Annotated in this window: 10 protein-coding genes and 1 pseudogene; 10 read left to right on the top strand and 1 reads right to left on the bottom strand. The window is 67.7% G+C overall.

Features of this window, described 5'->3' with window-relative positions; genetic code table 11:
• A partial coding sequence (locus tag ADK65_RS37455; protein ID WP_159038832.1) for a hypothetical protein occupies positions 1 to 199 on the bottom strand: 199 nt, incomplete at its 3' end.
• A gap of 722 nt (positions 200 to 921) precedes the next feature.
• Here ADK65_RS37455 and ADK65_RS26090 point away from each other — a divergent pair.
• The 10 genes and pseudogenes from ADK65_RS26090 (at position 922) to ADK65_RS26050 (ending at position 13,145) form a co-directional block, all read left to right on the top strand.
• Complete coding sequence (locus ADK65_RS26090) at positions 922 to 2,649, top strand: glycoside hydrolase family 6 protein (protein ID WP_053673209.1); 1,728 nt, start codon at positions 922 to 924, stop codon at positions 2,647 to 2,649.
• Between the two features lie 366 nt (positions 2,650 to 3,015).
• Positions 3,016 to 4,152: a GH12 family glycosyl hydrolase domain-containing protein gene (locus ADK65_RS26085; RefSeq protein WP_053673207.1), complete on the top strand. Its 1,137-nt coding sequence runs from the start codon at positions 3,016 to 3,018 to the stop codon at positions 4,150 to 4,152.
• A gap of 138 nt (positions 4,153 to 4,290) precedes the next feature.
• Complete coding sequence (locus ADK65_RS26080; protein ID WP_053673205.1) at positions 4,291 to 6,504, top strand: glycoside hydrolase family 3 N-terminal domain-containing protein; 2,214 nt, start codon at positions 4,291 to 4,293, stop codon at positions 6,502 to 6,504.
• Positions 6,505 to 6,866: 362 nt separating this feature from the next.
• Positions 6,867 to 7,400, top strand: coding sequence for a 2,4'-dihydroxyacetophenone dioxygenase family protein (locus ADK65_RS26075; protein WP_053673203.1), 534 nt, complete (start codon positions 6,867 to 6,869; stop codon positions 7,398 to 7,400).
• Positions 7,401 to 7,431: 31 nt separating this feature from the next.
• Positions 7,432 to 8,781 (top strand): MFS transporter, encoded by a 1,350-nt coding sequence (locus ADK65_RS26070; protein WP_078956145.1) that lies wholly within the window; start codon positions 7,432 to 7,434, stop codon positions 8,779 to 8,781.
• Positions 8,778 to 9,941, top strand: coding sequence for a 2,3-butanediol dehydrogenase (locus ADK65_RS26065; RefSeq protein ID WP_234352964.1), 1,164 nt, complete (start codon positions 8,778 to 8,780; stop codon positions 9,939 to 9,941). The genes ADK65_RS26070 and ADK65_RS26065 overlap by 4 nt, the downstream gene beginning before the upstream one ends.
• 399 nt (positions 9,942 to 10,340) lie before the next feature.
• Positions 10,341 to 11,297 carry a helix-turn-helix domain-containing protein gene (locus ADK65_RS26060; RefSeq protein ID WP_234352963.1) on the top strand — a complete coding sequence of 319 codons (957 nt, stop codon included), beginning with the start codon at positions 10,341 to 10,343 and terminating at the stop codon, positions 11,295 to 11,297.
• A gap of 37 nt (positions 11,298 to 11,334) precedes the next feature.
• Positions 11,335 to 11,675: pseudogene (locus tag ADK65_RS39385) on the top strand (transposase); the annotation flags it as partial.
• A 79-nt stretch (positions 11,676 to 11,754) separates the two neighbouring features.
• Positions 11,755 to 12,204, top strand: coding sequence for a hypothetical protein (locus tag ADK65_RS26055; RefSeq protein ID WP_053673196.1), 450 nt, complete (start codon positions 11,755 to 11,757; stop codon positions 12,202 to 12,204).
• Positions 12,205 to 12,287: 83 nt separating this feature from the next.
• The gene (locus tag ADK65_RS26050) at positions 12,288 to 13,145 is read left to right on the top strand and encodes an SDR family NAD(P)-dependent oxidoreductase (RefSeq protein WP_053673194.1); all 858 of its coding nucleotides are present in this window, start codon (positions 12,288 to 12,290) and stop codon (positions 13,143 to 13,145) included.
• Positions 13,146 to 13,155: the final 10 nt, after the last annotated feature.

Raw genomic sequence — 13,155 nt, 5'->3', positions numbered from 1 at the left:
CCGTGCCGCGGTTGGTGAGGGTGAGGTCCACGGTGAAACCGGAGCCCCAGTCGTTCGTCTTGTAGTCGACACTGCACTGAAGTGCCGCAGCCTGCGCGGTCGGTGTGCCGGTGGCCAGCATCGACAGGGGTAGGGCTAAAGCGGCCGCCACGGCGGTCCACACCCGCCGAACTGTTCTGCGATTGCGTCCGGGATCCATGAACTGGTTCCTCCTAGCGGCTAGCGGCTCGGGGAAGGACAACTCTTGGCCAGTGGGAGCGCTCCCATAATGGGGATGAGCATGACAGCGGTCAAGACGCTTGAAGAGTCGAAGACGGAGAACGGTTGAGTTCATCGAAAGTTTCGCAGAACCTCTGGGCAACCGTGCCGTTCGGCGCTACCTTGCTCGCACCAGTGGGAGCGGTTCCATCAGTCGACGCGCCGGTCAAGGGGCGCCAAACTGCAAGGAGTCGCTCATGCGACACCCCCCACCTTCACTGCTCGGAGCCGCGGTAGGCGGCAACGATCTCGTAGCCTCCACACGCGTCACACCGGATCGAGCGGGTGTGAACCCGTCGGCGCCGTGAAGGATCAGCCCGGACCGTTTCGCAGCGCACGACAGGATCCGAGGGTCGACCAGCACCGCCGTCGGCACGCCGACAAGCGGTGCGCCGCTCGGACGTACGCATCCCCTGCCGGCAGCCAGTACCAGGCGCTTACCACTCCATCGCCTGCACACCGTCAACGCCCCGTTCTTGGACGGGGCGTCCCCGGTGGCCCGAAGGGTGTGCAAGTGCCGGCGTCCTAGCGAAGCCCCCGGTGACCGGAACCCCGCTGATCTCGGAATGCGACGGTGCAACGCCGTCGTACGGCACCTGACTGCGTGATCGCCTGCGCATCGAACAGCAGAGAACATCCCCAAAGGAGAAGGAACCCCCAGTCATGAGTCGCACCAGGACCTCATTGCTCGCCGCTCTCGCGCTCCTCACCGGAACGTCCGGTACTGCGCTCCTTGCGGCACCCGCCGGTGCCGCCACCGCCGCCGCGCCCTGCACGGTGGACTACAAGGTGCAGAACCAGTGGGACACCGGATTCACCGCCGCCGTCACCATCACGAACAACGCGTCCGCCAAGTCGAGTTGGTCGGTGAAGTGGTCGTACTCCGGTAATCAGAGGGTCACCAACGGCTGGAACGCCAAGATCAGCCAGAGTGGGGCGGCCGTCACCGCCGCCAACGAGGGGTACAACGGCTCGCTCGCCACCGGAGGTTCGGTCAGCTTCGGCTTCCAGGGCAGCTACAGCGGCAGCAACGCGATCCCCGCCACGTTCACTCTCGACGGCGTGACCTGCAACGTCGATGGCGGAAGCGATCCGGGCGACGGAGGGGACGGAGGCGACAACGGCGGTGGCACCGACGGCCGAGTGGCCAATCCCTACGTCGGAGCCAAGGCCTATGTGAACCCGGAGTGGTCGGCCAAGGCCGCCGCCGAGCCGGGCGGCAGCCGCATCGCCGACGAGCCCACCGCCGTCTGGCTCGACCGCATCGCCGCGATCAACGGTGTGAACGGCGGCATGGGTCTGCGCGCCCACCTCGACGAGGCCCTGAAGCAGAAGGGCTCCGGCGACCTGGTCATCCAACTGGTCATCTACGACCTTCCGGGACGCGACTGCGCCGCCCTCGCGTCCAACGGCGAACTCGGCCCGAACGACCTCGACAAGTACAAGACCCAGTACATCGACCCCATCGCCTCGATCCTCTCCGAGTCGAAGTACGCCTCCCTCAGGGTCGCCACCGTCATCGAGCCCGACTCGCTGCCCAACCTGGTCACCAACGCCGGCGGCACCCCCACCACCACCGACGCCTGCGTGGCCATGAAGGCCAACGGCAACTACGAGAAGGGCGTCGCCTACGCTCTCGACAAGCTCGGCGCCATTCCGAACGTCTACAACTACATCGACGCCGGTCACCACGGCTGGCTGGGCTGGGACAGCAACCTGGGCCCCGCCGTGCAGGAGTTCTACAGGACCGCCACCACCAACGGCGCGAGCGTGAACGACGTGGCCGGGTTCATCGTCAACACCGCGAACACCAGCCCCACCAAGGAGCCGCACTACAAGGTCACCGACTCGGTGAACGGTCAGACGGTTCGGCAGTCCAAGTGGGTGGACTGGAACCAGTACGTGGATGAGCAGTCGTTCGCACTCGCCCTGCGGGACAAGCTCGTCGCGGCCGGCTTCAACTCCGGTCTGGGCATGCTGATCGACACCTCGCGCAACGGCTGGGGCGGTTCCGCACGGCCGGCCGGTCCCGGGCCGAAGACCTCGGTGGACGACTACGTCAACGGCAGCCGCATCGACCGGCGCATCCACGCCGGCAACTGGTGCAACCAGAGCGGCGCCGGCCTCGGCGAGCGGCACACCGCGGCTCCGGCCGCCGGCATCGACGCCTACGTGTGGGTCAAGCCGCCGGGGGAGTCCGACGGCTCCAGCTCCGCCGTCCCCAACGACGAGGGCAAGGGCTTCGACCGAATGTGCGACCCCACCTACGGCGGTAATGCCCGCAACGGGAACAACCCCACCGGTGCCCTGCCGAACGCGCCAGTGGCCGGGCACTGGTTCTCCGCCCAGTTCCGCCAGCTCATGCAGAACGCCTACCCGCCGCTGCCGTAATCCTCTGACACGGTGAGTGTCCGCCGGGACCGGTTCGAACGAGTCGGCCCGGCGGACCGCGACGCCCCCGACGGTGCGACCGTTACAGGCTGTGCGGCGGCCCGGGCCGACGACTCCTCGCGCAGCCTGGGGAGCGCTGCCGAACACGCCCGAGTGAACGCAGCGCCACTGCGCCTCCCGTCGACCCGTGACCTGGCCATTCCAGATCACTTCACTGGATTCACCGTCTGAAGGGTTGTCAGGGACATGGAGCGCTTCTACAGTCCCTCACCGAAGCAATGAGTGGGAGCGCTCCCAACATTCATCGGGCGGGGCGTCCCGCATCTGCGTCACCCGTCCGCTCCACTCTCCCGAAGAGGCCCCCACATGCGATCGTCACCACGTCACCCACTCACCGCGCGCACCCTGTTCGGTGCGCTGCTCACGGCTTTCGCCACCCTGGCCGCCCTGGTGGCCGTCGCGCCGGCGACGCAGGCCGACACCACGATCTGTCAGCCGTTCGGCTCGACGGTCATCCAGGGGCGCTACGTCGTCCAGAACAACCGCTGGGGAACCAGCGCGACGCAGTGTGTCACCGCCACCGACACAGGTTTCCGTGTCACTCAGGCCGACGGTTCCGTGCCCACCAACGGCGCCCCGAAGTCCTACCCCTCCGTCTACAACGGCTGCCACTACACCAACTGTTCACCGGGTACCAACCTCCCGGCTCGGATCAACGGCATCAGCAGCGCGCCCAGCAGCATCTCCTACGGCTTCGTCGGCGACGCCTCGTACAACGCCTCGTACGACATCTGGCTGGATCCGACGCCCCGCACCGACGGGGTGAACCGCACCGAGATCATGATCTGGTTCAACAAGGTCGGCTCGATCCAGCCCATCGGCTCCCCGAGCGGCACGGCCTCCGTGGGCGGACGCAGCTGGCAGGTGTGGACGGGCAACAACGGCTCCAACGACGTGATCTCCTTCGTCGCCCCTTCGGCGATCAGCGGATGGAGCTTCGACGTCATGGACTTCGTCCGGCAGACCGTCTCCCGGGGGATGGCGCAGAACGACTGGTATCTGACCAGCGTGCAGGCCGGTTTCGAGCCGTGGCACAACGGTGCGGGACTCGCGGTGAACTCCTTCTCGTCGACCGTCAACACCGGCGGCTCGGGCAATCCGGGCAACCCGGGTGACCCCGGCGACCCGAAGGCGAGCTGCAAGGTGACCTACGCGCCGAACGTCTGGGAGGGCGGCTTCACCGCCGACGTCACGATCACCAACACCGGCTCGTCCCGCTTGGACGCCTGGAAGCTGTCCTTCGCCCTGCCCTCCGGACAGCGGATCAGCAACGCCTGGAACGCCACCGTTTCCCCCTCCTCCGGGGCGGTGACGGCGAGCGGCCTGGGCCACAACGCGCAGATCGCGCCCGGTGGCAGCCAGACGTTCGGCTTCCAGGCCACCTACAGCGGTTCGTTCGCCAGGCCGACCGGGTTCAGCCTGAACGGCACCGCCTGCGCGTGACCCGGTGCGGCACGTCGCACCATCTCCTCACCGGACCGCCCCGGGGCCTGCCCTCCACTCCCATGCCGAAAGGGTGGGCCCCGGGGCAACCATTCCGCTCCCTCGCTCCTCCGGCGCCCCCCGGAAAGGCCTTACGCCATGAGCCAGAGCCTCGCCCCGTCCTCCCGACGTCCCACGCTCGTCGCCGCCCTGTGCGCCGCCGCTCTCACAGTGATCGGCCTGACCGGCGCGGCACTGCCCGCTCGAGCCGGTGGATCCGCCGCCTCGACGGCTTCCGAGGCCTTGCCGTACCGGGATTCCGCCCTGCCGGTGGCAGACCGTGTCACCGACCTGATGTCCCGGATGACGCTCGACGACAAGCTCGGGCAGATGACGCAGGTCGAGAAGGATGCCCTGGTGCCGCAGGCAGACCTCGCCGCATACCGCATCGGCTCGGTGCTCTCCGGCGGAGACTCCACGGTCAGCCCCAACAACGCCCGCACGTGGGCGGACACCTACGACTCACTGCAGCGCACGGCTCTCGGTACCCCACTCGCCATCCCGATGATCTATGGCATCGATGCCGTGCACGGCCACAACGCGGTGTACGGGGCGACGATCTTCCCGCACAACATAGGTCTCGGCGCCGCCCGGGACCCCGCCCTGGTACGGCGGGTCGGGCGCGCGGTCGCCGAGGAGGTCGCCGGCACCGGCATCGACTGGTCCTTCGCTCCCTGTCTGTGTGTGGCCCGCAACGACAGGTGGGGACGCACGTACGAGTCGTTCGGCGAAAAGCCCGAACTGCCCACGTCCATGACGTCGTTCATCACCGGCCTGCAGGGCGAGACCCTGGGCGCCGGCCCCGCCTCGGTGCTCGCCACCGCCAAGCACTACCTCGGTGACGGCGGAACCGCCGGCGGCGTCGACCAGGGCAACACGGAACTGTCCGAGGCCGAGCTGCGCGCGATCCATCTGCCGCCCTTCCAGGAGGCGGTGCGGCGGGGTGTGGGCTCGGTGATGCTCTCGTACAGCAGTTGGAACGGCGTGAAATCGCATGCACACAGGTACCTGGTCACCGACCTGCTCAAGGGCGAGCTGAAGTTCGACGGGTTCGTCGTGTCCGACTGGGCCGCCGTCGACCAGCTGGACGGGCAGAGCGGCTTCACGGGTGCAGAGATCGCCACGGCCGTCAATGCGGGCGTGGACATGGTGATGGTTCCGCAGGACTACAAGAAGTTCCTCGGCCTGCTGCGCTCCGAAGTGACCGCCGGGCGGGTCCCTGTCGCTCGCGTCGATGACGCAAACCGCCGCATCCTCACCAAGAAGTTCCAGCTCGGCCTCTTCGAGAACCCGCTCACCGACCGCTCGTACACGACGGGTGTCGGATCCGCAGAGCACCGGTCGCTCGCCCGCGAGGCCGTACGCGCCTCGCAGGTCCTGCTGAAGAACGAGGGCGGCATCCTGCCGCTGGCGAAGAACGCGAAGCTGTTCGTGGCCGGCAAGTCCGCCGACGACATCGGCAACCAGAGCGGCGGCTGGACCCTTGGCTGGCAGGGCCGTAGTGGCCCGATCACCGAGGGCACCACGATCCTTGAGGGCATCCGGGCCGCCGCCGGCTCCTCCCAGGTCACGTACAACCGCTACGGCAACGGCATCGACGCCGGCTACTCGGCCGCCGTGGCGATCGTCGGAGAGACACCGTATGCGGAGATGCGTGGAGACCGGCCTGGGAGCATGGAACTGGACCAGGAGGACCTGCAGACCCTCGCCAGGCTGAAGGCGAGCGGAGTACCTGTCGTAGTGGTCCTGGTCTCCGGCCGTCCGCTCGACATCGCCGCCCAACTGCCCGACTGGAAGGCCCTGCTGGCGGCCTGGCTGCCCGGCACGGAGGGGAGCGGAGTAGCAGACGTGCTCTTCGGCGACCATGCGCCCAGCGGCAAACTGCCCATGACCTGGATGCGCAGTGCGTCTCAGCAACCGATCAACGACGGCGACGGCAAGGGCCCTCTCTTCCCGTACGGTCACGGCCTGACCTACGGCACGAACCCCGGACCGGGCCCGGGCCCCCAGCCCGCACCCGAGACGTGTGTCGCCGATTTCAAGACCGTCTCGTCCTGGTCCGGCGGCTACCAGGCGGAGGTCACGGTCAAGAACACCGGCACCGGCCCACTCACCGGCTGGTCTGTCGCCTGGGACTTGAACGGCTCGACCGTCACCAGCCTCTGGAACGGTTCCCTGTCAGCGGCCCAGGGCCGGGCCACCGTCCGCAATGCCGCCCACAACGGTTCCCTTTCACCGGGCGCCACCACGTCGTTCGGCTTCACCGCGGCCGGCCAGGCGGGCACGCCACAGCCGCGGTGTACCGGCTCTTGACGTAATGCTCCATGCCGGGCGTCATCACGTGCACGGCGGATGTAGCGGTCGAGCCCATCGATGCGACGGCCGTCTGGCGGTCACCAGCACGGCGAGGACCTGGCGACTGGACGATGCCACGACTACGCCGAGCCAGCCACCCGATCCTCATTGCCGCTGGAGCCGGAGTGGGCTTGATCCGCTTTGACGGACATCGAAGATCAGGGGGTTTCCGCTCCAGACCCAAGGGAGGCGGCACTGCGGTCAACGACTGCGGCCCGCGCATGTCCCGAACAGGCAATCCGCCATGTCCGCCACGGGAAAGACCCGCGCTCGGTTCTCAGGGTTCACTGTCGGCCACCTCGACGAGAAGGAGCCGAAACATGCCCGAGGAAGCCAAGTCGGAATTCTGGAAGGGCCTCAAGCCGATCACCGACTCGGTGAAACCCGACGCACAGCCGGAGGTCTACCTGTCCCAGGTGGCCACAGACGACGACCGGTACTACGCGCCGCTCAGCGACACCGTGGGTTCACGCCCCCTGTGGATCAACGTCAAGGACAACTCCTGGGCCGACATCCTCTGCGCCACGCAGGCCGGACTCGTCAACCGGCACTACCACCCGCACGAGGTGTTCGCGTACACGATCTCCGGCAAGTGGGGTTACCTGGAGCGCCCCTGGACCGCGCGGGCGGGTGACTTCGTCTACGAGGCTCCGGGCGAGGGGCACACGCTGGTGGCCTACGAGAGCGACGAGCCGATGAAGGCGTTCTTCATCGTCAAGGGTCCGTTGATCTGGCTGGACGAGGACGGCGGAACCACCGGCTACTTCGATGTCCACGACTACATCGAGCTGTGCAGGAATCACTACGACAAAGTCGGCATCGGTGCCGACTACGTCAACTCGCTCTTCCGGTGACCTCGGTCCCGCCGCTCCGAACGAGGTTCCGATGTCACGTTTCCGTACCCGAGTGCGGCCCGGCGCGGAAGCGCCCGCGGCCGGCAACGGTGCAGCACACCGCTATGAGAACCGGCTGCTGCTGATCCTTTTCCTGGCCTTTGGATTCGTCTTCTTCGACCGCCAGGCGCTGCCGTTCCTTGCCCCGTTCATCAGCAAGGACTTCCATCTGTCCAACACCGAACTGGGCACATTGTCGGGAGTGCTGGCCCTCACGTGGGCACTGTCCGGGCTGGTGGCCGGCCGTCTGTCGGACAAGCTCGGCAGACGCAAGCCCATTCTGATCGCCGCGGTACTCCTCTTCTCGTGCTTCTCCGCGGCGGGCGGGCTCATGACCGGCTTCCTCGGTCTGCTCGTCGCGCGGGCCCTGATGGGCGTGGCGGAGGGAGCCGTGCTGCCGCTGGCCCAGTCGCTGATGGTGGAGGCGTCCCGGGAGAGCCGTCGCGGTCTCAACATGGGGCTGCTCCAGGGCTCGTCGGCCGGCCTGATGGGCGGGATCCTCGCTCCGCCGGCGGTGGTGTGGCTGGCCGAGCTCCATGGCTGGCGCACGGCCCTGTTCGTCACCATCGTGCCCGGTCTGCTCATCGCGGCCTGGATCGCCACGTCGGTGAGGGAGGTGCCGCCCGGCGGCCGGATCCATGTCGCCACCGCCGATGCCGAGGCCGTCCCCGAGACGACGGCCGCCCCGAAGCCGTCGGTGCGGGAGGTTCTGGGGCACCGCAACATCGTCCTGTGCATGGCGGTCGCGTGCTGCTACCTCACCTGGTTCATCGTCATCGTCACCTTCACCCCCACCTACCTGCTGACCGTCAAAGGCTTCTCCCCGAGCACCATGAGCGCAGTCATGACCTGCCTGGGCGCGGGGTGGGTGCTGTGGGGTTTCCTCACCCCGGCCGTCTCCGACCGCATCGGCCGCAAGCCGACCATGATCGCGTTCTCCGCCACAGCGGCCCTGTGCCCGCTCGCGATGGTCTATGTCACCGATCCGGTGGTGCTGGGCCTGGTCGTCGTGCTCACCTACACCGGGCTCGGCTGCTTCACCCTGTTCATGGCCACCATCCCCGCCGAGACAGTGCCCCGTGCAGCGCTGGCCACCGCACTCGGCCTGGTCATGGGGGTCGGCGAGCTGGCCGGTGGCTTCCTCGCCCCGATGATCGCCGGGCGCGCATCGGACGTCTGGGGCCTGCAGACGGCCATGTTCATGTCCGCCGGCGGTGCCGTCGCCGTCGTCCTGTTCTCCCTCGGCCTGCGGGAGACGGCGCCGCGGGTGTTGCGCCGGCGGGCCGAGCGGGCCGCGGTCGCGGTCGGTTCGGGCGCGATGGTGACGGGAGCGGCCGAATGAGGGCCGGCACGCAGCGTATGCAGGCCGCTGTCTGGTACGGAGCCAGGGACGTCCGCATAGCCGAGGTGGAGGTTCCCACACCTCGGCGCGGCGAGGTGCTCATCGAGGTCGCCTACTGCGGTATCTGCGGCAGCGACCTGCACGAGTACGCCGACGGGCCGCACGCCATCCCCGTCGCGGAGCCGCATCCCGGCTCCGGGGCCACAGCCCCGCTCGTCCTCGGCCACGAGTTCTGCGGGACGGTGACGGCCCTCGGACCGTCGGTGACCGGCCTGACGATCGGTGACAGGGTGGCGGTCGAACCGAACTACCGGTGCGGGGCCTGCCCGCGATGCCGCGCAGGCGAGTACAATATCTGCCGGCACTTCGGGTTCGCCGGGCTGATGGGGAACGGCGGCATGGCCGAGTACGCCGTCATTCCCGCCTACATGGCGCACCGCCTCCCGGAGACCGTGTCACTGGAGCAGGCCGCACTCTTCGAACCGGCCTCGGTCGCCCTGCACGCACTGCGGCGTGCCGGGCCCACCCCGGACACCGTGGCGGTGGTCGGCCTGGGGCCGGTGGGCCTGCTCACCGTCCGGCTCGCCGCGGAACGCAACGTGCGGCGCATCGTCGCCGTCGACGTTTCCCCCGCTCGCCTGCGCCGCGCGGCCGGACTCGGCGCCACCGATCTGATCGACGCGGGCCCGGAGAAAGGTGCGGGGGAGAGGATACGAGAGCTGACCGGTGGTGAGGGCGTCGATGTCGCGTTCGAGGTGGTCGGATCCGAGAGCGCCCTGCGCACCTGCCTGTCCGCGGCCCGGCGCGGCGGCCGGGTCGTCCTCGTCGGCCTGGCCCGGGAGGTATCCCTGGACACCTTCGCGCTGGTCAACAACGAGCAGTCGATCGTCGCCAGCGTCGGCTACCGCGACACCTATCCGGAACTCGTCCGGCTCGTCGCGGAGCGAGGGCTGGACCTGACACCGGTCGTCACCTCGACCATAGCTCTCGACGCCCTGGTTCCCCACGGCTTCGAGGCGCTGCTGGACGGTCCGGGAAACCAGGTCAAGATCCTCGTCCATCCGGGCGCACACCGTGACCGCCCCGACCACCTCGTTCCCTGCGCGGCATCATCCGGGACCGCGGTGCAGGGGACCTCAGACCGCGAGAAGAGAGGCTGAAGAGGTGCTGAGGTCCGCTCCCCGTTTCCACTTGCCGTCTGCTGTGGCGACGGGGGCGGTCCTCCCCGGCGCGGCTCTTTCCCAGCGTTCGGAACTCTCCGGTCGATGACGGCTCCTCGACCGTCTGAACCGCTCGGCCCGGCGGACGGCGACCGTTCTCACCCGGCTGCCGGCGCACGGCCACGCCAGTGCGAACGCTGGTCCTGGCTTCAGGCGCGGCCCGTGACGCGGCAGCGCACCGGGGGTACCCTCGCCGGGAGACACCACCACGCACCTCTGACGGCCCCTCACGTCAGAGCACGAGGCCCAGCCCAGCGACCGCATCGACGGCCTGGCGTCACAGCAGAGCGGTCCTGCCTCACAGTCGTCGGGAATGCACGGGCTGGAAAGGAGATTCAGGTGAACCTGCCTATCGTCTCCTGCGTGTCCACGCAGTCGGTCGATCCGGCGGACCGCATCGACTTCTGGGAAGAACACAACCGACAGGCCCTGGTGGGCTTGACCTGCTCGTCATACGCGCAGGAGGGCCTGCTGGCCACGGAGACGAACGTCGAGCTGGGAGATTTGCGGCTGGCAGAGATCGCCGGCAACGAGCACGTCATCGAACGGACCCCACAGACCTGTCGGACCCTGCCGAAGGACTCCATCTTCGTCACGCTGCTGACAGCGGGCTGCGGGGTGTTCTTCCACGAGGGCGGCTGCGTCACTCTGCGGACGGGCGACGTGATCCTCTACGACACGCGTCGGCCCTATCTGTTCGGTTTCCCCTCTCCCATGCGGCAACTTCTGGTGGACATCCCCCGTGAGGTGTTCGCCGCGCAATGTGCCCCCGGCGAGGTATCCGCGCCGATACTGCTCGGCAGGACGTCGGCGGCCGAAGGTGCGCGGACGTCCGCACTGGAGGCACTGCTGGCCGGCTGGGTGACGGGGGAGGGCGGCGAGGACTCGGTCAGCACCCAGGCCACCGTGCTGGACCTCGTCCGCACGCTGGCCGCACCGGCGCTCGGCGGTTCCGCGCCGCCCGCCACGCTCTCCCAGCTGGCGGTGGCCAAGGACTACATAGCCCGGCACCTTGCCGACCCCGGGCTGAGCTCGGAGAAGGTCGCCGAGGCGGTCGGAGTGTCCGCGCGGCACCTGAGCCGTATCTTCCAGCCGGCCGGGGTGAGCCCCTCCCGCTACATTCTCGAACAGCGGCTCGGCAAGGCCCGGCAGGTGCTCGCCGATCCAGGCTCCCGCCATCTGACGATCGCCGAAGTCGCCCACTGCTGGGGCTTCGCCAGCCAGGCCCACTTCACCCGGGTCTTCCGGAGCCGTTTCGGCCGCACCCCGGGGGAAACGCGTCCGCTCGTCTTCTAGAGCGGGTCTCTTTGCTGGGTTGATCAGTTGATCGGATGTGTCTGTCCGATGGGTGATCACTGATGCGATGCGGGACCGGATCGAGCTGTTGATGCCGACCGCTCCGGTCCGTGGCCTCGGGCGGGCCGACCACCGCTGGGCTGTGGAAGCTGACGCGTGGACCGCACCTGCTCACCCTGGCGCGTTCTGCCAGAAGAGCTCGGCCCCTTTCAGGCCGGACACAAGCGCCTGATCAGGTGGGCCATGGACGGCACACGGTAATGGGTCCTCGCGGCCGTCCTCGAGGACGCGGCCGCCCATGACGACGTGGGCTGGACCGTCTCGGTGGACGATTCGCCGGCCTGCGCGCCCCGGCAACGGGGACTCGACCCAATCAAGTCGTCAACAGGTTGACGATCTGCTGCACGTGGGAGTACGTTCGAATGCGTTAGCGTCGACATCTCGTTCGGAGGCAACGGTGGCCATATCGCTGAACCACACGATCGTCTTGACCAAGGACAAGTGGGCGGCGGCCAAATTCCTGGCCGATATGGTGGAGTCGGAGGCCACTGCGTTCGGACCTTTCGTCCGGGTGCACACCGGTGAGACTGACATCGAGTTCCAGAACATCGAGGATAACGTCGCGAATGACCACATCCCGACAACACACCTGGCCTTTCTGATGTCCGAGGGAGAACTGGACATCGTGCTGGAGAAGTTGAAGCGCCACGGTGTGCAGCCGTATCAGGACATGTTCTACGACGAGCCCGGTGTGAACAACCTCTATGGCGGCCGGGGGTGTTACATCCACGACCCGGTGGATGGGCATCAGTGGGAGTTCATCACCGCGCCGTACTCAGGCAAGCCAGCCCATCGGGAAAAGGGTGGCTGGAAAGACTTCGTGGACCCCACTGCCGTTGACGCGTGAATCAGCTCAGCAGCACTTTGGATCGTCGCGCAACAGGCTCGCTGGTCCGCGCGTGTGCAAAGCGCAAAAAGGAGAGTAACCAAATGGGGCAGTTCGACGGTAAGGGTGTTCTCGTCACCGGCGCGGGAGCAAGTTTCGGACGGGTGCTGGCAGAATCCTTCGCCGACCAGGGTGCATCGGTCTATATCCAGGACTGGGAAGATTCCGCGGAGTTTCTTGAGCGTAACGCCGCTGATCTCGCGCAGCGCACGCCGGGCAAAGTCGGATATGGGACGTGGGACCTCACCTCTGGCGCCGCGGCGGACGAGATGGCGCAGGCCGCCGAGTCGGAGATCGGCGATATAGAGATCCTGATCAACACGGCACTCTGGGGCGGTCATGGTCAGTTCTTTGGCATTTCAGAGGAGGAGTGGGACCGAAGCATGGCGATCGGTCTGAAGAGTTATTTCCTCACTTGCCAGTCGCTGGGTGAGCGCATGTCCCGCCGCGGGTACGGCAAGATCATCAACATCACCTCGATCATGGGCGTGCTGGGTGCCGGAAGTGCCGTTCTGTACGGCACATCGCGGGCCGCAGTGGACGGGCTTACCCGCTCAGTCGCCCAGTCGCTCGGCCCCTTTGGGGTGCGCTGCATGGGCCTGGCCCGCGGCGCCACCGACTCCACCCAATACACCGAGGTCGAACGCAACGAGCGGCTACGCAGGATGACTCTGGGCCGGCTCGCGAGCGAGGAAGATCTCATCGGACCGGCTCTGTTCCTTGCCGGTCCGAGTTCGAACTTCGTCACCGGCACCGTGATTTACGCCGACGGGGGTTACACGAATGCCGCCGTCACCGACGACGTCTTCCGCTCCACCGGCCCTCGTTGGAACGGCAAAGGCCAGCGGCGCCAGCGGAACAGCACCTTGGTCCGGGCTCGTATCGACACCCACACCCCCTGAGATCGTGTGC

This window comes from Streptomyces sp. NRRL B-1140 (assembly GCF_001280065.1).
Classification (GTDB): domain Bacteria; phylum Actinomycetota; class Actinomycetes; order Streptomycetales; family Streptomycetaceae; genus Streptomyces.
The sequence above is the reverse complement of the archived record's forward strand: the minus strand, read 5'-3'. Positions and strand labels throughout refer to the sequence as shown.

What these genes read in the sequence shown, in the direction of transcription:
- ADK65_RS26065 (WP_234352964.1), top strand. Translation starts at nt 8,778, where the DNA reads ATGAGGGCCGGCACGCAGCGTATGCAGGCCGCTGTCTGGTACGGAGCC.
- ADK65_RS26080 (WP_053673205.1), top strand. Translation starts at nt 4,291, where the DNA reads ATGAGCCAGAGCCTCGCCCCGTCCTCCCGACGTCCCACGCTCGTCGCC.
- ADK65_RS26090 (WP_053673209.1), top strand. Translation starts at nt 922, where the DNA reads ATGAGTCGCACCAGGACCTCATTGCTCGCCGCTCTCGCGCTCCTCACC.
- ADK65_RS26070 (WP_078956145.1), top strand. Translation starts at nt 7,432, where the DNA reads ATGTCACGTTTCCGTACCCGAGTGCGGCCCGGCGCGGAAGCGCCCGCG.
- ADK65_RS26050 (WP_053673194.1), top strand. Translation starts at nt 12,288, where the DNA reads ATGGGGCAGTTCGACGGTAAGGGTGTTCTCGTCACCGGCGCGGGAGCA.
- ADK65_RS26085 (WP_053673207.1), top strand. Translation starts at nt 3,016, where the DNA reads ATGCGATCGTCACCACGTCACCCACTCACCGCGCGCACCCTGTTCGGT.
- ADK65_RS26075 (WP_053673203.1), top strand. Translation starts at nt 6,867, where the DNA reads ATGCCCGAGGAAGCCAAGTCGGAATTCTGGAAGGGCCTCAAGCCGATC.